The following is a 25928-nucleotide window of genomic DNA, read 5'->3' as shown; positions in this document are numbered from 1 at the left end:
GCGTGCTTACCTATCTGACCGGACGGGTCACCACGCCCGCGCTGGCTATGGCGCGGCACTACATGCAGGTGACGCTGCCGCCCGATCTGAAGGAGGTCGCAGCCTATTATGGTTGGGCGCGCGATATCAACGCCGGACCGGATGCCGGCCGTCCGGCACCGCGGTTGCGCGCCGATCTCGATCCCCGCCTCGCGCAGCTGCTCGGCTTGGATCCGGCCAACCCACTCGACCTCAGCACTGTGGCGAACCTGCTCGCCGGCCACCGCGCCGACGGCCGGCCCATTCCGGGCAAGCAAGTCCAAGCCGGTGAGCGCGTCACGTTCATCGACTTGTGCTGGAGCGCCGACAAATCTGTGTCGATCGCCTGGGCCCTCGCTCCCACTCCCGAAGAAGCGGCCGTGATCGCGCTCGCCCTCGAGGAGGCCGTCCATGCGACGATGGCCGATGCGGTCGCTCCTCAAATCGGCCGGGCACGCCGGGGAAAGGCCGGAGCCGGGGGCTCCGAGGCTGGCTCGATCGCGTGGATTGCTTTTGATCACTGGACCAGCCGGCCGACCCCTGGCGCCGCCGGTGACGCCCAGCTCCATATCCATTGCCCTATTCTCAACGTTGTCCGGACCGCGGATGGTCGAATCGGCGGGCTTGACCTGCAACGGCTGAAGGGACGGGTGCACGAGCTTGGAGCGATCTTCCAGGCCAACCTCGCGCGGAACCTGCGGCGCGCTGGCATCGCGGCCGCGCTCGATCCCCAGCACGGCTGTGCCCGGATCACCGCGATCCCGGAAGATGTCCGCGCTGCCTTCGCCAAGCGCACGGCGGTCGGCACGGCGGCTGCCTACGCTCAAGCTGGGAAGCTGGGGCTCGATTGGGATGAACTCGAGGAGCGCTCTCGCATCGCGCTGCTGAAACAAGCTGTGCAGGGCGATCCGCGCGGGGCCAAGCGGGACGACCTCGGCGACCGTACGAGCTGGCAGGCCGAAGCGGCCGGCCTGGGTTACGAACATCTCAGCGTGCTCGGTACCGAGCCTTCACGGCCGATACCGACCCGAGCGCATCGCTTGGAGCGAGCTTATGCGGTCGCCCTCGACTTGCTGGAGCCGAAGCTGGAGAACACGGCAGTCCTGCCGGAGAGCCAGGTGCGGTTGGCTGCGGCCCGCTCGTTGATCGCCGCCGGGATCGAGCGGGCGGACGAGGTCGAAGGGGTCCTCGAGCTCCTCCACACCCGCGGCATCCGCCAGGAGGGCCGAACCGTCACGCTCCTTCCCGGGGCTCCTGGCGCCGACATAGACGGGACAGGCTGGCAGCGCGCGGCCCGGTCCTACACCACCGGACTGCACGTCGAGCGGGAAGGCGAGTTGATCGATCTCGTCCGCGAGGCGGCCGCGGAGCAGCGCGGGGCGCTCAGCGCGAACGCGATCACCACAGCGGTGTCCCGGTCGGGCCGGGACTTTTCCGGGACGGAGCATGGCCGCACGCAGCGCGAGGCAATGGACAGGCTTGGGAGCGGTGCGGCCTTCACCGCAGTGATCGGCGTTGCGGGCAGCGGCAAGACGACTTTGCTGCAGCCTCTGGTCGACGCCTACACCACCGCAGGCGCCCATGTGTTCGGGACGTCGCTTGGATGGAAGCAGACGCGCGCGTTGACCGAAACCGGCATCCCGACGGGACGCTGTCTCGCCTTGGCCAAGCTCCTGCAGGATGGCGAGCGGGGCAAGATTGCTTTTGGGCCGGACACGGTCGTCGTCATCGACGAGCTCGGGCAGGTCGGCACTCGCGACCTGCTCCGGCTGATGCGGTTACGCACCGCCAACGGGAGGTTCCGGATCCTGGCGGTGGGGGACCCGCGCCAGTGCTCGTCCGTGGCGGCCGGCCCGGTCATCGAGTTGCTTCGGGAGGCGCTGGGTCAGGAAGCGATCCCCGAGATCCTGACGACGGTCCGTCAGAGAGAGCAGGACGAGCGTGAGACGACCGGCATGTTCCGGCAGGGGCGGGCGGCAGAAGCGTTGTTGCGCAAGCGACGCGACGGAACTGCGCGGCTCGTGCCCGGCTCGCCGGCCACCGTTGCGGAGGTGGTCGCCGACCTGTGGACCGAGCGACAGGCCGAGCACGTCGACGATCCGACCTACAGCCTGTCGGTGAGCGCCCCGACCAACGCCGATGCGCTGATGCTGGCGGGTGCGATCCGCGCCCGCAGGAGGAAGGCGGGCGAACTCGTCGGCCCAGATCATCGCGTCCAGGCGACCGACAACGTCGGACGCAAGTTCGAGGTCACCCTGGCTGTGGGCGACCGGGTTCGGCTGTTCGCACGCACGCCGGCCCGGAGTTCCAGCGGGCAGACCGTCGAGATCGGGGTCAACGGCAGCGTGCTGGAGGTCGAGACGATCGAGCCGGAGGGCATACGCCTGCGCGACATCGGCGGCCGATCGGGGTTGGTGGCCTGGACGACGCTGCTCCATCCCGACGGCGATCCCGCCGAGCCTCGCTACCGGCTGGGATACGGCGACGTCCTGACGATCGACAGCATCCAAGGCGTGACGAGCGAAGAGAGCCTCTTCGTGATGCCAAACGGCTCGGCACCCGTCGACGCCTTCCGCGGCTATACCGCGGCCAGCCGGCACCGGGCGCGGAGCTACCTGATCTGCGGTGAGACTGCGGAGCGGGTGGCGATCGCGGGCCGACGCCCGATCGGTGCCCGTTGCCCCGTGACGGACGACGAGATCTGGGACCGTGTGGCAGCCAACCTCTCGCGAGAGCCTACGGTCGTGACGGCGACGGCCCTGGTCTCACGGGCGCGAGAAGTCGCCGCCGACGCTCGGCGGACGCTGCCTCTGGCGCTGGCACCCCTTGAAGCGTGCGCGCGGCGCGGCCTCACGCGGGTCAGCCTGAGGCGCGGTTTCGTGCGCGGCCGGGAGGTTGCGGCGCTGACGGACTGGGCTGAGACGATCGCAGAGCCGATTGCCCGTCAACTCGCCGACACGGCCGTGATGGCGGATACGCTGTCCCGCCGGGACGAAGGCGGGGTTTCCCGCAAGGCTATCGAAGGACTGGAACTGGGAGGCTTCGCTCGAGGACGGGTTCTACGGCGTCTGGAGCAATGGGCGGAGGAGATCGGCGAACTGCTCGAGCGGCAACGTGCCCAGATCATGGATCTAATGCGGGGTCTTTCCGACCCAGATCGCAATGTCGTGATGAGACCGGGACCTATCGCCCGGCAATTCGGCCGACGGCGGGACATGGAGCGCCTCGACGGTTGGGGGCACTCACTCACCGAATGGCTGGATTCACAGGTCCGGACGACCCACGCCATTCTCACGGCGATCTCGAAGCAGCCTCGAAACGGAGAGGTCAGCCAGGCCGTTGAAGACATATCTCGATCGATCGAGTTCATGGTCGAGCCGGAAGAAGCGGGCCTGCGGCGCAAACAGGCAAGGCGGCGTCAGGGTGCGAAAGTGGGCTCCGGATTAGACATCTGATGCTGCCATGAGCCCCCACTTATCGCCCGACACCGAGCACGGACCCGCAAAGCTGTGCCTCCGTTCGCCGGACCGGTGCCTCGTCCGCCGAGGTGCGAAGCCAAGTGGGTACGACAAGCAGGAGATCGAGGAACGGCGGTGGTGATCCACACGGCCCGGGGGGGCGGTGAGATCGGCGCTCAGGGAGATTGCGGACGCGCTGCACCCTAGGGCCGCGCCGGCTCGAGGCGGAACGCAACAGCCTTCGTCGCTCGGCACCGCGATGCCTTGGATACAGGCTCCCGACAGCACACGCGCCTGCGTTGGATATCACGAAAGACGGAAAAGACGTGCGCACCCAAGCCGTTGCTCGGGTGCTGGGAGAACAGGGATCGAGAGGGGAAAGGGCGAAGGCACCTTCGCTGAAAATCCCGGGAAGGACGGGTGAAGCAGGGCGGCGCTGAGACAGCGTCCGCTTCGCGTCGGCGAGGTTCCTTCGACCTCTCCTCCGACAATGGACCTCCCCAAATGACACATCATGACATGCCCGCCGGTGCGGACGCGGCCGCCTGCCCGCTCGAGCCTACCGGCCTATGGGTGCGGGCTACGGCGAGCCGCCCCAGACGTCACCGTGACGGCTGGCTGTTCGACCTCCAAGCGCTTGATCCGACCCACAGCGGTCGGCTCACCGCCTTCTTATCCGGCGACTTCACACAGCGTATCCAAGAAGCATCGGGGATCCTGCTGCACGAGGAGGATCTCGTCGGCGACCATACTGTCCTCCTGACCCTCACCGTCGATCCGCTGCTTGGCCTCACCGGGCGGATCATCGGCCTGGATCGCGGCCTGATGCTCAGGGCCTGGGCCGAGCAGGACGCACGGGCGCGAGAGGCGCTCGACGCCAACGGCCTGTGGAATCGGCAGCACGAGCTGCCGATGCCGCGCCGGCTGCGCCGGGTGTTCCTGATCGAGCCGGACGACGGCGCGCCGCACGCGATCGGGGACGGTCTCGCTCGCTGGCACGAACTCGGGATGATCGCGCTGATCCGCCACCAGCTCGCTTTTGAAGAGCCGGGTTCGGTGGCGTCGCTTCACCGCGCTCTCGATGCCGCAGAAGGACAACTCGAGTGGGGCACGCTCGACGCGGTGATCGTCGAACCGGGCTCCGGCTTCGCCTTCCGCGCCTTATCGGATCCGGGGCTGGCGCAGCGGCTATGCGAGTTCCCGGTGCCGATCATGACGCGTCGGACCCGGCCGGTGACGCTGCTCGACGGGCTCGCTTTCCGCAGCTTCGACACCGCACCCGAACTCGCCGCGCTGCTGATCGAGATCTTGCACCGCGAGCTGCGTGAGGTCGACCGGCCCCGCCTCGAGGCGATTGCTCGTGAGCTCGAACTGGCACCGGCGGCCGAGGACCGGCCAGCCGAGGGCGGAGCGCTCTTCGACTGACGCACTCTTGTCCACGGTCCGGCGACCGCATGACGGCCGCCGGACCGCTCGCCCCCGCCATTCACACGACGACACACAGACGGACACAATGCGACATCACCGATTCCCCGGTCGGAGGGACACACCGCCACTCCAGCTTCAGCCAGGCCGCGCCGCGCCACCGGGCGTCCGCCACAGCCGAGGCAGCGCGCTTGAACCTGCCCGAGCCGCCGCCGACGTGGACGAACTGCGCGACCTGATCGGCTGGCTGCGCCAGCGGCTGCGCGGCGAACACAACGTGCGGGCCTGCGTCCTCACAGTCGACGCCGCCGGTCCCGACCGCTATCTCCTCATGCTGGGCGAAGCGCAGGCAAGCCTCAGCCACGATCCACCGCGCTTGAAGGTCCGCCTCGATGCACCCGAGCTCGCTCAGATCCGAGCGGAGCGTGGCGTTGACTTCGATCCGGCCGACCTAGTCAATCGCATCGTCGAAGTTCAGTTGCGCACCGGCCTGCGTCAGCGGTTCGGCCGCGGAGCTGGCGTCCAGGCTAAGCTGATGGCCCTGCTCTCGCTCGGGCAAACCCCGCTCGAAGCAGAACTCGAGCGCGAACGCACGCTGCAGCAACTCAGACTGGAGGGCGCTCGTTTCGGGCCGGACACTTGGATCGAGCCGGAGGATCCCCATCACATCGCGCTCGTGGTCTCCGAGCACGGGGAGGCGCGGCGCGACGTCGAGCACGTTCTGCAGCCGCTCGAAAGGGCCGGCCTCATCCGCCTCCACCGGGTATATGCAAGCTTTGAGGGGGCGGGGGCCGAACGCGCGCTGGCCAAGGCGCTTGCCCATGTGACGAGTCTGAACGCCGAATACGGCCTGTCGACAACCCTGGTCTGCCGCGGCGGTGGGCCGGTCGAGGCGTTCCGTCCGCTTAACGCTCACGCGGTTGCGCGTGCCGCGACAGTTGGTCGGGTGCCGAACCTGATCGTGGGGCTAGGCCATGCCGGCACGCCACGCACCGCCCTCGATGCGGTGGCGGCGCGCTCGGAGCCGACCCCGACAGCGGCCGCGATGCTGCTGCGCCACCTCGTCGAGCGCACAGGCCTCCGGGCCGAGCGCGCGCTCGCCGCCCTCGACGCTGTGATCGAGGAGGATCTCGGGGCAGCCGGCCGCATCGCCCTCGGGCGAGCCGCGACCGCGTTCGACGCGGCGCTTCAGGATCTCGTCACCGGGGCCGAGGCCCGGCTGCGGCAGCTCGATCGGGCCGTCGAGCAGAGCCTGCTGCTGGGATTGAGCGCGGCAACCGGCGAGATAGCGCGGAATGACTCGGAGACCGATCCCGTCGAGGTGGGTCCTCCCGGTGACACCGCGGACGACACAGCTCTGAGTGACGCTCTGGCGCTGGTAATCGCGACCGACACGGGCTGCATCGTGACCAGCGCCCGTGACCTCTCAGAGGGTCTGCCGCTGCTGCTGCAATTCTCGGACGGCGCCGTCGTACCCGTCCGGGTCGAACCCTTCACTTCCACCGCTCACTGACATCACTCAAGGACACCGATACCATGACCCATTCCCCTGAGACCCCGAACTTCCTGGCAGCGGTCAAGCGCATCGAAGCGCTGACGCAGGAGATCCGCCGCGATGGGCTGGCCGCATTCGAGAAGGCGGAAGTCGCCTATGCCGAGATCCAGGAGCTACGCGCCGTACTGAACGCGCGGATCTCCGAGTTACGCCGCCGCAGCGCGTGACGGATAGCACAGCCGCCGCCGATGAGAGTTCATCGGCGGCGATTGAGCGCAATCACACCGAGAGGCCAGTTAGCGGAGCCCCTGCCGCACAGGAATGAGCATGCTCCAAAATCCCAGGAGTGCGGAACTGTTTCTGAACAGGTATGAGTTCAGGCTCACCCCGGGGATGGAGTGCGCGAGGCTTCCCTCAAAAAATCGTAAATCTCCGCCCAGACTGTAGGACAATACGCAGTCTCTGTAGACATGCGAGAATCAAATCAGGCTGGACTAGAAAATTATTTAGCATTTTATTTGAGGCTGCTTCCTCCGAAGTCCGCAAGTTTGCGCTTGCATTCAGATGGATCGAACCGAACGACGCCCCCAATCGCTATGCACGGTTTGATGATTCGGCGAGCGCGCCAATTTTTCACCGTTGAACGTGACACTCCAAAAATTGAAGCGAGCTCGTCAATAGTCACGAATTTGATCGAGGTAGTGCTGGAATTGATTTCAGACATGTTGTCGGTCCGATAGCGTTCGGCCGTTGCCCGTAGACGGGCTCCGGTCGCGTGAATGCCATCAGACTACGGAAGGCTGCTGCGGTCCTGCCCGACCGCCCCGTAGAATTGCCTCGACTGCGCGACATAGGCCTTTGGTCACGCCGCCGATTTCATCCTCAATTGCCACCAGGTGCCCTTGGCGAGGACACCCTTTGATCCGGTCACGCTCAATCGCAGGTCCAGTTCGCTTCTCTGTTTGCTAGGCGGGTTTTTCTGTCAGCCGCAATCGTGTCCGGAACAGTCGCTCAGAGGGGCCGCCATGCTTACGGTCTGGCTCAGGCGCCAAGTTGTGCCAGCCGCTTTGCCCTGCCGCCGATACAACACCGCGTGCACTTCCATGCAATCGAAGGTAGGCCGCATAAGCTCGCTGTCAAGCTAGGAAGGATGTGCGCGCTTCCGGGCGGCATCTCGTCGTCCCCGGCGACATCGAATCCTGCCGAGTAGACGCTTCTGCCGGCCTCAACGTGCCCAGCGTCTGCGCATCTCATTGACGACCTGCTGTGGGACCGCGCTGCCCTGGATGACGAACGGGTTCTTCTTCGGGGTCAGGGTGCCGGCCAAGTGGTCTGCCCAATCGGCCATCAGCCGTCGTCGCTTTTCGAGCAGGTGGCCACGGTTGTAGGCGCGTTCGGTCTCGTCCCCGACCAGATGGCCGAGCGCCTTCTCAGCCAGTTCCACCTCGTGGAACGTGGCGGAACTGGCCCATGTCCGGAAGGTCGCGCGGAAGCCGTGAGTCGTCACATGAACACCCATCCGCTCACGGCAGTGTTCGAGCGCCGTCAAAGAGAGTGGCTTGAGCTTCTGGCTCGGAAAGAGAAGCTCATCGCCCTTGTTCGTGAGTCGGAGCGCTTCAACCCGATCGAGGAGGTCGAGGGCGCGGTCGCAGAGTGGCACGACGTGATCTTCGCCGACGAGAGCCGCTTCCTTACGGCTCTTCATACGCTCCGCCTTAATCGTCCAGGTTCCGGTCTTCCTATCGATTTCCGACCAGTGCGCGCTCACGCCGACGCTTGGGCGCAGGACAGTCAGGATGATCCACTCCAGCGCCAGTGCGCTCATCGAATCGGTGGTGCGTAGTTGGATCATGAAGGCTGGGATCTCGTCGTGATCCATCGCCTTGAAATGGCCACGCACGAGCTTTGGCTTAGCCGGGAAAACGTTCTTAAGGTTATCGCGCCAGGCGGCGGGGTTCTCTCCGGAGCGGAAGCCGCACGTCTTGGCCATCGATAGGATCGCCTCGATCCGTCCGCGAACCCGCTTGGCGGTCTCAGGGAGGCGACTCCAGATCGGGTCGAGGACGGCGATGACGTCGCTCGTGTCGATTTGATCAACAGGCCGCTTCATCAGAGCCGCAGCATGGGTGTCAAGGCTGGCTCGCCACTGCGGGGCGCTCTTCTTGCTCTTCCAAGTGCTCTCGCTACGCTTGATGAAATCATCCATAGCTTCACGGAATGTTGGGATGCGCAACACCTTCGCGTCCGCTTCGCGCTTCGCTAAGGGATCGACGCCCCGACGGAGTTGCGAGCGGATCTCCTCGGCCGCCGTCCGCGCGGCAGCGAGCGTCAACGCATGGGGTCCAGCTCCTCCGAGGCCTAGTTCGCGTTGTCGCCCGCCGAATCGATAGCGCATTACCCATTGGCGTGATCCGCCCGGGCGCACTGATAGGTAGAGGTTCCCGCCATCGCTGTGCAGGCCGAGGGGTAGGGTCACGATTTGCTTGGCGGTCAGCTTGTTGATGGCGGGCATGGTCCGATCCCGGTACGAGGGTGCCCAAGCGGTTGCCCAAGCACAACGCGTATCCTTGGCGGTCCTGACGTACCCCCGTGCGACCACGTCACTGGAGAATATGGTGCTGCATCAACGGGTTCGACAACCCGGAAAACCACGCATGGCCATGCAGATCAAAAAACTGGCGGAAGGGGTGGGATTCGAACCCACGGTGGAGTTGCCCCCACGGCGGTTTTCAAGACCGCTGCCTTAAACCACTCGGCCACCCTTCCCCATCCGCGAAGGCGCGCGATCATGCGCGCCGTGGCGTCACAGGCTTGTCTATGGCCCCCTGGGGATCAGCGTCAATGTATCGATGCGCGGATCGGGGCGGCGCGGGTGCGCATGGCGGCGGCGGAGAACCGGGCTCAGGCTGGCCGAAGGCGGGTGAGCTGGTCGAGGAGGGCACGGTCGTGGAGGAGGGCGAAGCGCTCCTTCGGCGTGAGCCAGGCCTGTGCCTCGGTCAGGGTTTCCGCTTCCACGATCTTGGCGCGGGCGAGCGTGTGGTCGGCGTCGATGGTCCCGCGCGGCCGGGGCGTGCCTTCGGGCAGCATCATTGCGTGGGCGCGGGCGAGGGGCGGGTCGGCGTGGAGCGCGGCGAGCGCGTCCGTGTCGTCGAAGCCGCGGGCCTCGTTGCGGCGGGCGAGTTCGCCGGCGCGGCGGGCGATGGACGGCTGGGTCTGCTCCTCCGGCGTCACCAGTAGGCCGCGGTGCTTCAGCGCGAGCCCGAACGCCAGTTGCCCGCTCGCCCAGGAGAGCGGGATCGCCAGCACGAGGCCGAGGATCGTCGGCGACATCCACAGGAACAGGGAGGTGGCGATGGCAAAGGCCGCGACGCCGGTGACGAGGCCGAGGCCGGTGTGCCAGCGGTGGCGGCGCACGATGTCCGAGAGGGGAATCGAGCCGTCGTCGCGGCGCTGCGGGTTCCAGCCGGTGTCGCGCCCGGCCAGGATCTGGAACACCGAGCCCGACTGGACCAGCATCGCGATCGGCGCGATCAGCGCCGAGAGCAGGATCTCGATCAGGAAGGACAAGGTCAGGCGCCCGGCCCCGCCGCTGGCCCGCCGGGTCTCGCCGTCCAGAAGCGCCAGGATCAGTCCCAGAAACTTCGGGGCGAGCAGGATGCCCATGGTCAGGGCGAAGAGCTGGAGCGCGCGCACCGGGTCGAAGCGCGGCCAGACCGGATAGAGGCCGAACTCGGCGGAGAAGTATTCCGGGCGCACCCAGGCGGTCTGCAGCACGATGATGATGCCGATCACGAGCTGGGCGAGCCAGAGCGGCGAGGCGACGTAGCCGGCGATGCCCGTGGCGAAATGCTGGCGCGAGGCGGGCGCGAGGCCCGCCGCACCGATGACGCGGGCGTGCTGGAGGTTGCCCTGCGCCCAGCGCCGGTCGCGCACGGAGAGATCGATCAGCGAGGGCGGGCTCTCCTCGTAGGAGCCCTCCAGCCGCGGCAGCATGGTGACGCCCCAGCCGGCGCGGCGGATCAGTGCCGCCTCGACGAAATCGTGGCTGAGGATGTGGCCGCCGAAGGGCGGGCGGCCCTTGAGGTCCGGCAGGCCGGCGGCCTCGGCGAAGGCCTGCATCCGGATGATGGCGTTGTGGCCCCAGTAATTGCCGTCGCGGCCCGACCAGACCGAGAGGCCGGTGGCGATGACGGGGCCGTAGATGCGCGCGGCGAATTGCTGGAGCCGGGCGAACAGGGTGTTGCGGTTGATGATGAGCGGCAGGCTCTGGATGATGCCGGCCTGCGGGTCGGCCTCCATCGCGGCGGCGAGCCGCACGATGCAGTCGCCGGTGAGCAGGCTGTCGGCGTCGAGCACCAGCATGTGGTCGTAGGCGGCACCCCAGCCGGTGACGAAGTCGCCGATATTGCCGGCCTTGCGGTGATGGTTCTTGGCCCGGTGGCGGTAGTAGAGCCGGGCTTCGGGGCCGAGCTCCGCGCGCAGATCCAGGAACGCGCGCTCCTCGGCGACCCAGGCGTCGGCCTGGGTCGAATCGGAGAGCACGAACCAGTCGAAATGGCGTCCGAGGCCGGTGGCCTCGACCTCCTCGTGCATCGCCTGGAGCCCGGCGAAGACCCGGGCGCTGCCCTCGTTGTAGACCGGCATGACGATGGCGGTGCGGGTGGAAAGGCTCGCCGGACGCGGCGCCGGCTTGTCCCGCAGCAGCAGCGTCGCGAAACCGAGGAGCGCGCCGGTGAAGGCCAGCGCGATCCAGGAAAAGTTCAGGACGAACAGCACCAGCAGCACGTACTGAAGCCAGGTCGCGCCGCCGGAGACCGAGATCACCTCGTACATCTGCCACGCGCCGTAGGCGGTGAGGGCCGCAGCCCCGCCGAACACGAACAGGCGTGCCGCCAGCGGCCCGCCGCCGCCGTCGCGGCGCGTCGCGGGCGGGGTGCGCAGATCCTGCACCGGCATCGCCAGCCTTGCGCGCGGCGGCATGGAGGCCGGGGCGGGCCGCGCCTCGGCCTGGTGCGCCACGGGGCGGTCCATCACGGTCGAGGCGCTATCGGCGGTATCGGGCATCGTGGCTCCGGCGAGGGGTCAGCAAGGGGCTGGCAAGGGGCCGGCAAAGGTCCGGGAAGAGGTCACGGCGTCCAGCGGTACAGCCACGTTTCCGTGATCTGTCGCCCTTCCGTCTTGAGGGCAAGACGCAACTCGCAGGCCCGCTCGCTGCCCGGATCGAGTTCGAAAGCGACGCGGACGGTACGGGTCTCCGGATGGGCGATCCAGCGGGTCGCACCCTCGACGATCCGGCCGGGGCCGGCGATCAGCACCGTCTCGACGGGCACGACGGCGCCCTCGGCGGCGAACAGCCCGTCGCCGGTAAAGTCGACGAGGAACAGGCGCCGGGGATTGGCGGTGCCGCGGCCGCTGCGCGTGCTCGTGACCCGCGCGAGCGGGCCGCCCTGCGGCGATGTCGGGGCTTGCTCGCGGCCCCAGTTCTGCCGGTAGGCGAGGCGGACCTCCTGGCCCGCGGGCAGGGCCGCCTTCGGCCGCCAATAGGCGATGACGTTCTCGTTGACTTCCGAATCGCTCGGGATCTCGAGGAGCGTCACGGCGCCCTCCCCCCACAGGCCCTCGGCGCCTGCCTCGGCGCCGCCGGTGGCCTCGCCCGGCTCGACCCAGAGCGAGGGGCAACGTTCCCAGTGGTGGCCGTCATCCTCGAAGGTCGTGAAGGACCGGTCCCGTTGCGTCAGGCCGAAGCCCTGCGGGCGGTTGTCGAGGAAGCCCGAGATCTGGAGCGTCTCCGGGTTGCGCACCGGGCGCCAGATCGCCTCCCCGCCGCCGTTGCGGATCTGCAGCCCGCCCGCGGCGTAGACCGCGGCCCGGGCGTCGTCCGCGCCACGCCGGTCGTGCGGGCCGAACAGGAACGGTGCCTGCATGCCGCTTAAGCCCAGGTGATCGACGGCCTTGCGGGTGACCAGGGTGGCGGTGACCGACGCCGTCGAGGTCTCGCCGGGGCGCAGTTCCAGGCGCAGGGCGGCGGCGAGGGAGTCGGAATCGATCAGGGCATGGATCACCAGCGGGCCGTCGGGCGTCTTCGGGCGCTCCACGAACAGGGCGCGCCAGCGGGGGAATTCCTCGCCGCGCGGGTCGGCCGGTCGCAGCATCAGCGCGCGCCCATCGACGCCGAATTCCTGGCCCTGCCCCACCAGCCGGTAGAAGCAGGCGCCCTGGAACACCGCGAAATCCTGATGCCGCTCGCCGAAGCGCGCGCGGATGCGCAGGCCGGAAAAGCCCGGCTCGCGACCGGACTCCGGCAGGGCCGCCGCCCCCGCCTCCGTGCCCGCGTCGTAATGCGTACGGTCGTAGACGACGGGACGGACCACGCCGTCCTCGACGAGGAACAGGGCGACCCGGTCGGTGAAGTAGAAGCCGCGCGCCAGCGGCTCGACCGCGAAACCGTGCGGCTCGCCGCCCCAGATCAGCGCCTCGGGCCGGATGCGGATCGCCTCGTAGGCTTCCCGCGACAGGTTCTTGAGCGCGTCGGGGACGTCGTTCGTGGTCTGAGCCACGAAGGGCCGGTTGCCGAGCGCCCGGGCGAGGTCGGGCACGGTGGCATCCGAGAAGGGCGAGCCCGCCGCGGGCAGGGCCGGCGGTGCGGCCTGCGCCCCCGCCCGGCCGGGCAGCAGGGCCAGGGCGGCGCCGGCCGCGGCCCCGCCGAGGAGCCGGCGGCGGTCGATCGGCGCCGGACCCGCATTGCCGGTCGAAACGCGGGTCGAAAGGTCGGTCGGATGCGTCATTCCCTCGTCGGCTCTCACGGTCATCATCTCAAAGTCATCGCGTCTCTCACGAAACGCCTGCTGCGCCGCTGGGCCCGGAGGGGAGACGATCGGAGACCGGTCGTTTCGTGAGGCACTGTTCGTCTCGGAGCGTTCTCGGGGTGAAGAACGGTCGCAGATAGGATCTCAACGCCTGAACCGGGCGTTAAGGTTGCCGGCTTTGCCTGAGACTTCGCTGCACGTCTGCAGCCATTTGCGTTTCCGGGCGATGCGCCGCGGCGAAGCAGGCACCGAGCCCGGACGAGACGAAGGCCCGTGGACCTTCCGGTGCCGGCCAGCGTAAGAGGCTTGCGATCTCGCACGCCGCGTCAGCGGTGCCCGCCGTCTCGCGTCCCGCGAGCCTCCTGTCCAGCCTATGAGACGATGATTCTGCCGATGATTGTCACGCAGATCACCCACCATGACCTCGACGGCTACGGCGCCTCGACGGTGGCCGCCGCGTTCGCGGACGTGACGCGGGTGGTGCATGTCGCCCGCTATTCCGATGTCGGCCCGGTGGTGGAGGACGAGCTGAAGCGCCTGCGCGGCGCGGCGGCTTCCGAGACGCTGCTGATGACCGATCTCGGGCTGGAGGAGCCGACCATCGCCTTCCTGCGCCGCTTCGCCGCGATGAACCGCGGCCGGGCGGAGGGCACGCATCACCGCCTCGTCGTGCTCGATCACCACGCCTCCTCGATCGATCAGCTCAAGCGCCAGAACCTGGAGACCGCGCCCGATCCGGAGCGCGCGGGGCTGCTGCGGGCGGATCTCGGCGACCCGGAGGTGTTCGTGCTCATCGACGAGGCGCATTGCGCCACGCGGATGACCCATGACCAGCGCGCCCTCTACGCGCCCGAGCCGAAGGTGCCCGGAGAGACGGCGGCGGCCGACCTCGCGGCGCTGATCGAGTCGGTCGAGGCGCTCGACCTGTGGAAGAAGGGCGAACCCGCCTTCGCCGGTGGGCTCGCCCTCGACGAGATGTTCTGGGACAGCGTCTCGACCCTGGTGCCGGCGAGCCACCCCTGGCACGACCGCTTCGTCTCCGATCTGCTGATGGCGGCGGCCGGCCTGCTGCGGGCGGGCTCCACCCCGGCGGAGCTGGAGCGCCGCTCGGGCGAGTTGCGCGCCCGCCTCGTCGATGGCCTCCTTGCCGGTGAGGCCGGCGACGATCCGACCTTGACCGCGCGCCAGCGCCTCGCCCGGGCGCTCGCCCGCTCGGACGCGCTGTTCCACCGCCTGTCGGACGGCACGCTGCTCTCCTTCGGCCTCGATTCCGGCACCTTCCAGCGGGTCTCCGATCAGGTGATGGAGGCGGGCCGGGCCAAGCGGGTCGTCAACGTGCAGCGGGCGGGCACGCTCTCGTTCCGCTCCGTCGACGGCACGGCGCTCGACGGCGCCCGCGCCTTCCGCGGCGGCGGCCACCGCGACGCGGCCGGCGGCAAGCTGCCCCAGGGCAGCGCGCATTCCCGCGAGGACGCGGTCGCCCAGGTCGAGCCGGTGCTCAACCCCCCGCCCCCCGACCTGTCCGGCAGCCCGTTCGCCGCGCTGAAGAACTGGAAGGGGTGACTGCCAGCTCTCAGGTACAGGGTGCCGTCTCATACCGTTTCGGCCGATCACGTCGGCTGTGTCTGCGTGCCCCCCTCTCCCCGCCCGGCGGGGAGAGGGGGGCACCAGCCGGCCGAACCGATCAACCGAAAATGCTCTCAGATCCCCAGGTTCAACGGCAGGTCGAACAGCGTCGAGTGATCGACGTAGCTGACCCGCAGGGTGTGCTCGCGGGCGCCGTCGGGCAGGGTCTCGCCCTCGCGCAACGTGCGGATCATGTCGCGGGCGGCGCGGAAGGCCATGCCGCAATCCGGGCAGTCGCGCGTTTCCGTCCGGCCGACCGTCCGGCCGTTCCGGCATAGCTCGAAATGAAAGAGAGGCATCCGGTGCCGGTCTCCGAGCAGAGTTCGGAGCACCTCGTGCAAGCCTTGAGCCGCGATGGTGAAGACAACGCGATGTGGTGGAAATTTCGCTTGCCTGCCGGGCGATTGGGCAGGCGTTCCGTTCTGGCATGAAAAAAACCCGCCGGCTTTCGCCGACGGGCTTTTGCAGGGGCCACACTCTCGCGCGCGATGGGAGCTGCCGCCTCGCCCTCGGACCGGCGGGGGAACTCGACCTGTCGCAGCGTTCAGGGAGCCACTATCCCTGCCGATCTTGGTTGGGTGGCGTGTCCTGATCCGCGTCGGCGGTGCGCGTGGGGGAGCCGGTGATGCCGTGATGTCTCATGGCCGACCTCCTTGTCTCAGGGCGGCGCCGCAGCGCCGATGACGAGAGGCTAGGACGGTTCGCGCACCGCGCGCAAGCCCCTTTCTTTCTCTTATCCGCCCTCTCGCCCGCCGCGGGCCGCGGCGGCCTGGCGCGGTCCCGTTCCTTGCGCCGGGGCGTCCTGCACCCGATCTGTCCGCAACGAGGGGAAACAGATTTTTCCGCCCCCGCGGGCGCGAAGCGAAGGTGCGTGACTGCCTGATGTCCTCTTCCCTGCCTCCCCTCTCCGTCCTCGATCTCGCCTTCATCCCGGAGGGCGCCACGCCGGGGCAGGCGCTCGCCAACAGCGTCAGCCTCGCCCGGCATGCGGAGGGGCTCGGCTACCGCCGCTTCTGGCTCGCCGAGCACCACAACATGGTCGGCATCGCCAGCGCCGCCACGGCGGTGGTGATCGGCCACGTGGCGGCGGGCACGGATCGCATCCGGGTCGGCGCGGGCGGGATCATGCTGCCCAACCACGCGCCGCTGGTGATCGCCGAGCAGTTCGGCACGCTGGAAGCGCTGTATCCGGGCCGGATCGATCTCGGGCTCGGCCGGGCGCCGGGCACGGACGGTCTGACGCTGCGCGCGCTGCGCCGCGACTACGAGTCGGCGGAGCGCTTTCCCCAGGACGTGCTCGAATTGCAGGCTCTGTTCGGCCCGGTGCGGGAGGGGCAGTCGGTTCAGGCGGTGCCCGGCGCGGGGCTCAAGGTGCCGCTGTGGATCCTCGGATCGAGCCTGTTCGGGGCGGAACTCGCCGGCATGCTCGGCCTGCCCTACGCCTTCGCCTCGCATTTCGCGCCCGATGCGCTGCTGCCGGCACTCGCGGCCTACCGCGCCCGCTTCCAGCCGTCCGAGCAGTTGCAGCGGCCCTACGCCATGGTCGGCGTCAACGTCGTCGCGGCACAGACCGATGCGGAGGCGCGGCACCTGTTCACCACGGTGCAGCAGCAATTCACCCGGCTGGTGCGCGGCACCCGCGGCCTCCTGCCCCCGCCGATCGACGACATCGAGGCGTATTGGCGCCCGGCGGAGAAGGCGCAGGCCTCGCGGATGCTGGCGCGCGCTCTGGTGGGCTCCCGCGAGACCGTGCGCGCCGGGCTGGAGGCGCTGGTGGCCGAGACCGGCGCCGACGAGGTGATGGTGGCCTCGGCCCTCTACGACCACGAGGCGCGGCTCGCTTCCTACGCGATCCTCGCCGAGGCGCATGGCGCCCTGGCGGCGCAAGCCCTGCCCGCGCGCTCAGCGGCCTGAGCGGACGATGTCCCTCGCGGGCTTGTCGGGAGCGGGCGGCGGGGGAATCTGGGTGATGTGACGCAGGGCCGGCGGCGGCTCCGCGGCCGCGACGGGGCGTGTACCCTCCTTCTCCGTCATCCGCGCGATGAGGCTGCCGAGGGCGAATCCACCGAGGCCGAGAAGGATCGCGAGGCCGGTGCGCTTGATCATGGCCGGTATCCAGGGCCGGTGTCGTCCGAACCCGGCGGGTCTGGACGCCGTCCATCGTGGCGCGAATTCGTTGACGGATCGTGCCACCGCCCGCGCGGCGGCGCGTGGTCCCATCCCCGGTCCGCTCGATCCCGTCGGAAGGGCGGATGGGAATTTCGCCCGAGCGCCGCGCGGGCCGGCCGACACGCTCAATGCGCGCCGCCGGTCTCGACGAACTTGAACAGGAACACGGCGGCGATCACCCACACCACCGGCTTCACCTCGCGGGCGCGGCCGGTCAGGGCCTTGAGCACCGCATAGGTGATGAAGCCGAAGGCGACGCCGTTGGCGATGGAATAGGTGAAGGGCATCAGCAGGGCGGTGACGCAGGCCGGGATCACCTCGGTGAGGTCGTCCCAATCGAGCGCGGTCAGGTCGCGCAGCATCAGGCAGGCGACGTAGAACAGGGCCGGCGCCGTGGCGTAGGCCGGCACCGAGCCGGCGAGCGGCGCGAAGAACAGGCAGGCCAGGAACAGCACGGCCACGGTCGCGGCGGTGAGCCCGGTGCGTCCGCCCTCCTCGACCCCGGCGGCGCTCTCGAGATAGGCGGTGGTGCTCGACGTGCCGAGCAGCGAGCCGGCGAAGATCGCGGCGGAATCGGCCATCAGCGCCCGGTCGAGCGCGGCCGAGCGCCCCGTCTCCGGCAGGAGCCCCGCGCGGTTGGCCACCGCCATCAGCGTGCCGGTGGCGTCGAACAGTTCGACCAGGAACAGCACGAGGATGACGTTGACGAGCCCCCCGGTCAGCGCGCCGGGGATGTCGAGGGCGAACAGCGTCGGGCTCAGCGAGGGCGGTGCCGAGACGACGCCCTGGAAGGCGTTGCCGGCAAAGACGAAGCTCAGGCCCGTCACCGTCAGGATGGTGAGGAGCAGCGCCGCCTTGATCCGCCGCGCCGAGAGCACCGCCACCATCAGGAAGCCGAGCGCGGCCAGCACGGTGCCCGGCTGGCGCAGATCACCCAGCGTCACGAAGGTGGCGGGGTTGGCGGCCACCACGCCCGCGTTCTTGAGCGCGATGATCGCCAGGAACAGGCCGATGCCGACGGTGAGCGCGATGCGCATGGAGCGCGGGATGCCCGCGACGATGATTCCGCGCAGGCCCGTCAGCGTCACGACGAGGAAGCAGAGGCCCGAGATGAACACCGCCCCGAGCGCTGCCTGCCACGTATAGCCCATGCCCTGCACGACGACGTAGGCGAAGTAGGCGTTGAGTCCCATGCCCGGCGCCAGCGCCACCGGCCAGTTGGCGATGAACGCCATCACGGCTGAGCCGAGCGCGGCGATGAGACAGGTCGCCACGAAGACGGAGCCCTTCGGCATGCCGGCATCGGCGAGGATGCTCGGGTTGACGAAGACGATGTAGGCCATGGTGAGGAAGGTGGTCAGCCCCGCCAGCAGTTCGGTGCGGATTGTGGTGCCGTGCGCGCGGAGCTTGAACAGGCGCTCCAACAGGTTCGGCGGCGCGGCGGCCGTGTCCTGCTTGGTGTCCATCGCCTCACAGCCCCTTCCCGGATGAGCGGTTCCGCACCGTCATCGCAAGGGTCCGCGAAGCAATCCAGTCACCGGCCGCGCGTCAGCGCGCCGTGCCCCGCCCGAACGCTCAGCGAATGGCCGTCATCCCGCCGCGGGCGGCCGGGCCCGACAGGGGCAGGCCGAAGCGTCCGACGCTGGGGCTGAGCCCGTTCGTGGTCCAGCGCGGATCGTGCGGACGCGGGCGCTCGGAGGGCGGAAGCTGCTGAACGAGCTGCCGGTAGCGCACCGATGCCTCGTCGTTCGGGAAAGCCTGCGCCGTCGCGGGGCCGGCAAGGCAGAGGCCGCTGAGGACGAGCGCGCCGAGCATCGGAAAACGGGTCATGGAGGGGACTTAGATTCAGGCCCGAGCCCGTCGGAGGACGGTCGCAGGAACGGTGATTCCGACATGGGCACCCGGATCACGCTCCGCAATCCGGGTGCCGTGCGCGTCGGATTATCGCGAAGGGGGTCAGGTCCGGCGCTGGACCGCGCCCTCCCGCTCGTTCCAGCCGTCGAGCACCTTGTCGAGCGTCAGCGGGTAGTCGCGGATGCGCAGGCCCGTGGCGTTGTAGACGGCATTGGCGAGCGCAGCCCCGGCGCCGCAGATGCTGACCTCGCCGAGCCCCTTGCTCTTGAGCGGGTTCGCCTTGTCGTCGAGTTCGGGCAGGAACACCGCGTCGATGGCCGGCACGTCGGCGTGGGCCGGCACGTGGTACTCGGCCAGATCGTGATTCACGAAATAGCCGTAGCGGGTGTCGGTCTCGGCCGCCTCCATGAGGGCGGCGCCGATGCCGAAGATCATGCCGCCGAGCGCCTGGGAACGGGCGGTCTTCAGGTTGAGGATGCGCCCGCCGGTGAACACGCCGAGCATCCGCCGCAGGCGGATCTCGCCGGTGTCGGCGTCGACCCCGACCTCGGCGAAATGCGCACCGAAGGAGTGCTGGGAATACTTCTCCTTCATCGCGCCCGGCTTGATCTCGCCCTTGGCCTCGACGCCCTGCGCCCCGGCCAGGGACGTCAGGTCCTCCGAGCGGTTGCCGGCGGTGACGCGGCCGTCGGCGAAAACGGCCTCGGAACTCATGCCGGCCGATTGCACCAGGGCCTGACGGAGGTTGTCGCAGGCCACGAACAGGGCCGAGCCGGCCGAGCCCGCGCCGAACGAACCGCCCGAGCCCGCCGCCTTCGGATAGGCGGTGTCGCCGATCTCGACGCGGATGCGCTCGATCGGCAGCCCCATCATCTCGCCCGCGATCTGGGCCAGGATGGTGTAGGTGCCGGTGCCGATATCGGTCATCGCCATCCGTACGGTGAGGGTGCCGTCGGGGTTGAGCCGCACGCTCGCCTGGGAGGGCATCAGCGGGTTGAGGCGCGAGGCCGCGGCCATGCCCATGCCGACGAGCCACTGCCCGTCGCGGCTGGCGCCGACAGCGCCGCGCTTGTCCCAGCCGAAACGCTGGGCACCCTCGCGCATGCAGGCGACGAGCTGGCGGGTGGAGAAGGGCACCTTCTTCTCCGGGTCCTGCTCCGGTTCGTTGCGGATGCGCAGCTCGATCGGGTCGATCTTCAGCTGCTCGGCCAACTCGTCCATGGCGCATTCGAAGGCGAGCTGGCCGACCGCCTCGCCCGGCGCCCGCATGGCGGAGGCGATGGGCACGTTGAGGTTGGCGAGCCGGTGCCGGGTCAGGCGGTTCTGCGCCGCGTAGAGCGAGCGGGTGACGACGGCGGAGGTCTCGTAGAAGACGTCGCCCGGCGCGGTCGCCGACCAGGATTCGTGGGCGATCGCGGTCAGCCGCCCGTTCTCGTCGGCACCGAGCCGAATGCGCTGGATCGTGTCCGTGCGGTGCGTCGCGACGTGGAATTCCTGCTGGCGGGTCAGGGCCACCTTCACCGGGCGCTTGAGGCTCTTGGAGGCCAGCGCGGCGAGCGTCGCCTCGGGCTGCGGCTGGAGCTTCGAGCCGAAGCCGCCGCCGATATAGTGCGAGACGAGCCGCACGTTCTCGGGCTTGAGCTTCAAGACCGAGGCCAGCGAGGCCTGGCCACGGTTGAGCATCTGGTTGGCGGTGTAGAGCGTCACCCGCTCGCCGTCCGGCCCCGCCTCCCACGAGGCGATGGTGGCGTGCGGCTCCATCTGCGCGTGGATCTGCACCGGGGTGGTGTATTCCACGTCGAGCTTCACCGGGGCGCCGGCGAAGGCGCCGTCGAAATCGCCGAGCTTGGAATCGGGCGGCGTCTGCGCCGGCTTCGGTTCGATCGCCGCGGGCCGGGCCGCCTTCAGCGAGGCTTCCGGCTTCTCGACGTCGTACTCGGCCCGCACGAGGGCGGCCGCCGCGCGGGCCTGCTCGAAGCTCTGCGCGACGACGAAGGCGATGGGCTGGCCGTGGAAGCGGATCTCGGTGCCCTGCAATTGCGGGTAGACCTGCTCCTTCTTCTCGCCCTGCTCCGGCACGTTCTCGTGGGTCATCACGAGCAGCACGCCCGGCGCGCGCTTGGCCGCGGAGACGTCGAGGCTGCGGATGCGGCCCTTGGCGATGCCGGCTTCGACGAGGAAGCCGTAGGCGGGGTTCTTCAGGTCGCGGGTCTCGTAGGCGTAGGGCGCCGCGCCCGTGACCTTGAGGCGCCCGTCGATGCGGTCGATGGGACGGCCGACGAGCCCGTCCGGCTTGCCGTCGAGGGGCGTCGCGCCGATCGGCTGGTTCATATCCATGGAGCGAGAATCCTCAGGCGCGCAGGGCTTCGGCGATGGTGGCGCGGAGCGTCCGGCGGGTGAGCGGGATCTTGAAGTCGTTGGAGCCCTGGCCGCGGGCGCCGTCCAGCACCCGCTCAGAAGCGGCATCGGCCGAGCCGGTCTCGACCAAGGCGGCCTCCGCCGCCGCGACCCGCCAGGGCTTGTGCGCCAGCCCACCGAAGGCGAGCTTGGCCAGCTTCGGCTTGTCGCCCTCGCCCTTCGCGATGATCGCGGCGACCGAGACCGTGGCGAAGGCATAAGAAGCCCGATCGCGGACCTTGCGATAGAGGTGCACGCCCTCGACCGGCTTGGGGAGCGTCACGGCGGTGATGAGTTCGCCGGCCTTCAGGTCGGTCTCGATCTGCGGCGTGTCGCCGGGCAGGCGGTGGAAGTCTGCCATGGCGATGCTGCGCCGCGCGCCCTGCGGATCGACCGTCTCGACGGTGGCGTCGAGGACGCGCATCGCCACGTTCATGTCGGAGGGGTTGGTGGCGATGCAGGCGTCGCTCGCCCCCAGCACCGCCATGATCCGGTTGAACCCGCCGATGGCCGCGCAGCCCGAGCCCGGCTCGCGCTTGTTGCAGGGCTTGGTCGTGTCGTAGAAATAGTAGCAACGGGTCCGCTGGAGCAGGTTGCCGGCGGTCGTCGCCTTGTTGCGCAACTGGCCCGAGGCGCCCGCGAGCAGGGCTTTGCCCAGCACCGCGTAATCCTTGCGCACCCGCGGATGCGCGGCGAGATCGGAATTGCGCACCAGCGCGCCGATGCGCAGGCCGCCGTCGTCGGTATCGGTCACCTCGGCGAGCGGCAGGCGGTTGACGTCGATCAGGGTGGCGGGCGTCTCGATCTGAAGCTTCATCAGGTCGAGCAGGTTGGTGCCGCCGGCGATGAAGCGGGCGCCGGGCCGCTCGGCGGCAAGGCGCGCGGCGTCCTGAACCGTGGCGGGACGCTCATAGGCGAAAGCCTTCATGGGGTTCGCCTCCTCAGATCTTGGTGCTGGCGTCGCGGATCGCCGCGACGATGTTGGGATAGGCCGAGCAGCGGCAGATGTTGCCGCTCATCCGCTCGCGGATCTCTTCGTCCGTGAGCGAGGCCTTCTGCGTCAGGTCGCCCGTCACGTGGCTCGGCCAGCCGGCCTCGAGCTCGGAGAGCATGCCCTTGGCCGAGCAGATCTGGCCCGGCGTGCAGTAGCCGCACTGGTAGCCGTCATGGTGCAGGAAGGCGGCCTGGAGCGGGTGCAGGCTGTCCCCATCCGCCAGCCCCTCGATCGTGGTGACGCTGTCGCCCTCGTGCATCACGGCGAGGGAGAGGCAGGAATTGATGCGCCGGCCGTTCACCAGCACCGTGCAGGCGCCGCACTGGCCGTGGTCGCAGCCCTTCTTCGAGCCGTTGAGGTCGAGATGCTCGCGCAGCGCGTCGAGCAGGGTCGTGCGGGTGTCGAGGGTGAGATTGTGCCGGGTGCCGTTGATCTCCAGCGAGACCGGCATGGTCTGCGGCTGCGGATCGACCGCCACCGGGGCGGCCTCCGCCCGGCCGCGCAGGGAAGCCCCCAGTGTCGCCAGCGCGGCGCAGCTTCCCATCACCGTGCGGCGCGATGGATCGAAGCGCCGGTCTCTCGTCGAATGGTCCGTCATCAGGCCTGCCGTCCCGCGCATCCGGACCGGCCGCTTGTGGCGGCCAGTCTGGAATGGATCGAAATCTGACAGGCGGAACGCGACAGCGCTCAAGTTGATCCGATCTAGCGCCGCGCCCCTATGGCGCAGGCTCGCTATCGGAGCGCGTCGAGCCGCTCGATGAAGCGCGGCTTGCGGGCGTGGCGCTCGCGGATCCCGGCGATGCGCTTACGGAACGCATCCGAGGTGCCGGCGTCCTCGGCGATGCTCTTCAGGTCGCCGAGGAGTTGGGCCGCCCGGTCGTAGCCGGAGGCGTTGCGCCGTTCCGCCTCGTCCTCGACCTCCTGCCATGCCCGCTCGCCCCGCTCCATCACCGCGGCGACGCGGGCCCGGCGGGCCTTCTCGGCCTCCTTCGCCTGACGCTGCCGCTCGGCCTCGCGCCGTTCGGCCTCCGCCTTCGCCCGCGCCGCGCGGATCGCCGCCGCCCGCGCCCGCAGCGTTCCCAGCGTGCGCCGGGGGCCGTCTTCGTCGGCCGGGACGCGGGCGAGGCGGCGCAGTTCCGTGCCGACCAGCCCGTCACCGTCCAGAACCCGCAGGAGCAGCGCGGTCTTCTCGGCCTCCGGTAGGGCCTCGACCGCCGCCCGCGCGGCCGTCGGTGCGGCGTCGGAAGCGGCCGGCTTCCGCTCGGCCGCGGCCGCGACGAGATCCGCGTCGATCCCGAAGAACTGCGCGAAGGCGGCGAGCGCCCCGGTCAGTGGGCGAAGGCCGGGCAGCGGCTCGGGCGTGTCGTCGGTGAGCGCGCCCGCTTCCGCCGCCATCAGCCAGACGAGGTAGAGCATCCGCAGGTCGCCCGCGAGGAGGTCGGCCCGTAGGGGCGCCAACTCGCCGAGCCGGCCGCTGCCGTCGTCGAGCCATTCGTCGTCGGGCTCTTCGGGATCGTGCGTGATGTCGAGGATCAGGGTGTCGCCAGAGGCGTGCAGCGTGGCGCCGTCGTACGCGCCGACGAAGTGCGCCAGCGTGGCCCGGTCGATCAGCCGCCTGGGCAGGCGCAGCATCAGCCGGCGGGTGCCCCAGTTCGCGAGGTAGAGGTGGACGTCGAACCAGCGGTCCATGAACGCCTTGGGATCGCCCTTGAGGTCGCCCCACTCGTAATGGTTCTCGAAGGTCGTGGCGGTGATCTCGGCCCGCGTCGAGATCGCGCGAAGGGCCGCCCGGTCGCCCTTCGAGAGCGGCCGGTCCACCGCCTGGAAGGCGTAGTACTGGTATTCGCTCACCGCTCCGCCTCCGTGCTCTTCAGCAATGGGGGAACAGGACGCCATCGGTTTCGAGAATGTGCAAGGCTTCCGCCAGGGTCTTGCCCTCGTGGAGCGGCCACCACTGCCCGGTGTGGCGCATCCCGTCGATGTCGAAGCGGTCGCGGCCCGTCCGGACGATGCGGGCGAAGGGTGCGTCGAATGCCTCGCTCGCATTCGCCCCCGATCCGACGCGATAGCGCATCAGGAAGCGGTAGCGGCCCCTGGACCAAGCGCCGCGGAGATCGACGACATCGTTGAATTCGCTCGGCCGGATCTCCGGCAGGAAGCGGGGCTTGAGCACGTCGCGGATGAACGTCTCGCAGGCGGAGACGATCGTCCGCTTCTCCTCCTCGCCGGGCAAGGCCGGCTTCGGCTTCGCCAGGGTGGGAAGCCATGTCCGGTGGGTGTGGCGCGCCATGGTTCCGGCTCCGTCCGTCGTCCGGCCCCGAGGATCGAACGAGCGGACGGCACGCCAAGCTGCCCGCCGCGGTTCTCAGCTCCAGGCGTGGAGCGGCGGGTTCACCCCGTTCAGCGCGTGGTTGCCGATGATCGCGTATTTCCAGCGCACGGGATCGTGAAGCGTGTGGGTGCGGGCGTTGCGCCAGTGGCGGTCGAGGTTGTGCTCGGCCAGCGTCGAGCGGGTGCCGGAGAGTTCGAACAGGGTGTTGGCGGCGGCGAGCGCGGTCTCGGTGGTCAGCACCTTGGCCTCGGCGACCGCGATCTGGGCCGCGGCCACGCTCTCGGCCGTCGGGTTTGCCAGCGCGGCGTCGATGGCCAGTCCCGCCCGGTCGAGCAGGGCTTCGGCCGCGTGCTGGCGGATCGTCAGGTCGCCGATGCTGCGGATGGTGTAGGGGTCGTCGGAGGCCCGCTCCCCGCCGCTGTCGATCCAGGGGCGCGCCTTCTCGCGCACGAAGTCGATGGTGTCGTCGAGCGCCTCGCGGCCGATCCCGGCATCGACGGCGGCCTGGATGATCTGGAAGATGGCGCCATCGGCCCGCGGTGCTTCATAGGCGCGGTAGCCCGGCACGAGGTGGCTTTTTTCCACCCGCACATCCTCGATGATGACGGTGCCGCTGGCCGTGCCCCGCTGGCCGAAGGCCGACCAGTCGTCGATCACGGTGAGGCCTGGCGCATCGCGCTCGGCGATGGCGTACCAGGCGCGGCCCTCCGCATCGAGAGCGACGATCGGCACGAGATGAGCGAGGAGCGCGCCCGACGAGTAGAACTTCTGGCCGCGCACGATGACGTGGTCGCCGTGATCGGTGAAGCGGGTCTCGAACTCGGCGGCGCGCTTGGTGCCGCGCTCGGAGAAGGCGTTGCCGAAGCGGGTGCCCTTCAGGACTTGCCCGAAGAGAAGCGCCTGCTGCTCCGGATCGGAGACCGTGCGGACCGCCGCGACGATGCCGAGATGGTTCTGCGCGATCTGCGCGATGGAGGGGTCGGCGGCGGCGATGATCGCGATCACCTGCGCCAGCGTCTTGTAGGAGACCTCCGGCCCGCCATAGGCCCGCGGCACGTTGATCGACCACAGGCCGCTCTGGGAGAAGGCGTCGAGCTCGGCGAGCGGGCGGGCGTTGGTGCGGTCGCGCTCCGAAGCGCCCTCGCGGAATTCTTTCGCCAGTTCGTGGGCGATGCGGATCGCCTCGGCGTCGTCGCGGATGACATGGGCCGGGGTCGCGGGGCGGGCAGGCCCCGGCACGCCCTGCGGCCGGCTGCCGGCCTCGGCCGTGGTGGGATTGACGGCAATGGTCATGGAGCGGTCTCCGTCGGTTGAGAGGGAAGTGGGAGGTGATCGGAAGAGCCGCGTCCCACCC

The 25928-nt window shown here is 69.3% G+C and carries 20 protein-coding genes and 1 tRNA gene; 6 read left to right on the top strand and 15 right to left on the bottom strand.

What is annotated here, in order from left to right; all coding sequences use genetic code 11:
- The first annotated feature begins 2 nt into the window (after window positions 1-2).
- From mobF to Y590_RS17595, 4 genes are all read left to right on the top strand, one after another.
- Window positions 3-3473: a MobF family relaxase gene (gene mobF, locus Y590_RS17610; RefSeq protein ID WP_060770985.1), complete on the top strand. Its 3471-nt coding sequence runs from the start codon at window positions 3-5 to the stop codon at window positions 3471-3473.
- A gap of 522 nt (window positions 3474-3995) precedes the next feature.
- Window positions 3996-4901: a hypothetical protein gene (locus Y590_RS17605; protein WP_060770984.1), complete on the top strand. Its 906-nt coding sequence runs from the start codon at window positions 3996-3998 to the stop codon at window positions 4899-4901.
- 217 nt (window positions 4902-5118) lie between these two features.
- Window positions 5119-6414 (top strand): exodeoxyribonuclease VII large subunit, encoded by a 1296-nt coding sequence (locus tag Y590_RS17600; protein ID WP_286161769.1) that lies wholly within the window; start codon window positions 5119-5121, stop codon window positions 6412-6414.
- 23 nt (window positions 6415-6437) lie between these two features.
- Window positions 6438-6623, top strand: a complete 186-nt coding sequence (locus Y590_RS17595; protein ID WP_060770982.1) for a hypothetical protein — start codon at window positions 6438-6440, stop codon at window positions 6621-6623.
- A gap of 287 nt (window positions 6624-6910) precedes the next feature.
- Here the strand turns inward: Y590_RS17595 and Y590_RS27585 are convergent, their stop codons facing one another.
- The 5 genes from Y590_RS27585 to Y590_RS17575 form a co-directional block, all read right to left on the bottom strand.
- Window positions 6911-7120: a helix-turn-helix transcriptional regulator gene (locus tag Y590_RS27585; RefSeq protein WP_083530901.1), complete on the bottom strand. Its 210-nt coding sequence runs from the start codon at window positions 7118-7120 to the stop codon at window positions 6911-6913.
- 501 nt (window positions 7121-7621) lie between these two features.
- On the bottom strand, window positions 7622-8908 hold the full coding sequence (locus Y590_RS17590) for a tyrosine-type recombinase/integrase (RefSeq protein ID WP_083530900.1): 1287 nt from the start codon (window positions 8906-8908) through the stop codon (window positions 7622-7624).
- Between the two features lie 164 nt (window positions 8909-9072).
- Window positions 9073-9162 (bottom strand) — tRNA-Ser (locus Y590_RS17585).
- A gap of 135 nt (window positions 9163-9297) precedes the next feature.
- The gene (gene mdoH, locus Y590_RS17580) at window positions 9298-11460 is read right to left on the bottom strand and encodes a glucans biosynthesis glucosyltransferase MdoH (RefSeq protein WP_060770980.1); all 2163 of its coding nucleotides are present in this window, start codon (window positions 11458-11460) and stop codon (window positions 9298-9300) included.
- A 62-nt stretch (window positions 11461-11522) separates the two neighbouring features.
- On the bottom strand, window positions 11523-13181 hold the full coding sequence (locus tag Y590_RS17575; protein WP_060772348.1) for a glucan biosynthesis protein D: 1659 nt from the start codon (window positions 13179-13181) through the stop codon (window positions 11523-11525).
- Window positions 13182-13595: 414 nt separating this feature from the next.
- On the opposite strand from Y590_RS17575, the gene Y590_RS17570 reads away from it, so the two are divergent.
- On the top strand, window positions 13596-14765 hold the full coding sequence (locus Y590_RS17570) for a hypothetical protein (protein ID WP_060772347.1): 1170 nt from the start codon (window positions 13596-13598) through the stop codon (window positions 14763-14765).
- Between the two features lie 137 nt (window positions 14766-14902).
- Here the strand turns inward: Y590_RS17570 and Y590_RS17565 are convergent, their stop codons facing one another.
- Complete coding sequence (locus Y590_RS17565) at window positions 14903-15127, bottom strand: hypothetical protein (RefSeq protein WP_060770979.1); 225 nt, start codon at window positions 15125-15127, stop codon at window positions 14903-14905.
- A 583-nt stretch (window positions 15128-15710) separates the two neighbouring features.
- On the opposite strand from Y590_RS17565, the gene Y590_RS17560 reads away from it, so the two are divergent.
- The gene (locus Y590_RS17560) at window positions 15711-16742 is read left to right on the top strand and encodes an LLM class flavin-dependent oxidoreductase (RefSeq protein ID WP_060770978.1); all 1032 of its coding nucleotides are present in this window, start codon (window positions 15711-15713) and stop codon (window positions 16740-16742) included.
- Here Y590_RS17560 and Y590_RS17555 read toward each other — a convergent pair.
- The 9 genes from Y590_RS17555 to Y590_RS17515 all read right to left on the bottom strand — a co-directional run bounded on the left by Y590_RS17555 (window position 16731) and on the right by Y590_RS17515 (window position 25867).
- Complete coding sequence (locus Y590_RS17555) at window positions 16731-16934, bottom strand: hypothetical protein (protein WP_060770977.1); 204 nt, start codon at window positions 16932-16934, stop codon at window positions 16731-16733. The genes Y590_RS17560 and Y590_RS17555 overlap by 12 nt on opposite strands.
- A gap of 188 nt (window positions 16935-17122) precedes the next feature.
- On the bottom strand, window positions 17123-18463 hold the full coding sequence (locus tag Y590_RS17550; RefSeq protein WP_060770976.1) for an NCS2 family permease: 1341 nt from the start codon (window positions 18461-18463) through the stop codon (window positions 17123-17125).
- Window positions 18464-18572: 109 nt separating this feature from the next.
- Complete coding sequence (locus Y590_RS17545; RefSeq protein ID WP_060770975.1) at window positions 18573-18827, bottom strand: hypothetical protein; 255 nt, start codon at window positions 18825-18827, stop codon at window positions 18573-18575.
- Between the two features lie 126 nt (window positions 18828-18953).
- Window positions 18954-21188 (bottom strand): xanthine dehydrogenase family protein molybdopterin-binding subunit, encoded by a 2235-nt coding sequence (locus tag Y590_RS17540; protein WP_060770974.1) that lies wholly within the window; start codon window positions 21186-21188, stop codon window positions 18954-18956.
- Between the two features lie 13 nt (window positions 21189-21201).
- Complete coding sequence (locus Y590_RS17535; RefSeq protein ID WP_060770973.1) at window positions 21202-22176, bottom strand: FAD binding domain-containing protein; 975 nt, start codon at window positions 22174-22176, stop codon at window positions 21202-21204.
- A gap of 13 nt (window positions 22177-22189) precedes the next feature.
- Window positions 22190-22840: an aldehyde dehydrogenase iron-sulfur subunit PaoA gene (gene paoA / locus Y590_RS17530; protein WP_060770972.1), complete on the bottom strand. Its 651-nt coding sequence runs from the start codon at window positions 22838-22840 to the stop codon at window positions 22190-22192.
- Window positions 22841-22974: 134 nt separating this feature from the next.
- A complete protein-coding gene (locus Y590_RS17525; protein ID WP_060770971.1) occupies window positions 22975-24093 on the bottom strand; it encodes a hypothetical protein in 1119 nt (372 codons plus the stop codon).
- A gap of 19 nt (window positions 24094-24112) precedes the next feature.
- A complete protein-coding gene (locus Y590_RS17520; RefSeq protein WP_060770970.1) occupies window positions 24113-24532 on the bottom strand; it encodes a DUF3024 domain-containing protein in 420 nt (139 codons plus the stop codon).
- Between the two features lie 75 nt (window positions 24533-24607).
- On the bottom strand, window positions 24608-25867 hold the full coding sequence (locus tag Y590_RS17515) for an SfnB family sulfur acquisition oxidoreductase (protein ID WP_060770969.1): 1260 nt from the start codon (window positions 25865-25867) through the stop codon (window positions 24608-24610).
- Window positions 25868-25928 lie beyond the last annotated feature (61 nt).

Source organism: Methylobacterium sp. AMS5, assembly GCF_001542815.1.
Lineage (GTDB): Bacteria > Pseudomonadota > Alphaproteobacteria > Rhizobiales > Beijerinckiaceae > Methylobacterium.
Note: the sequence above shows the minus strand (reverse complement) of the source record. Positions and strands in the feature narration are given on the sequence as shown.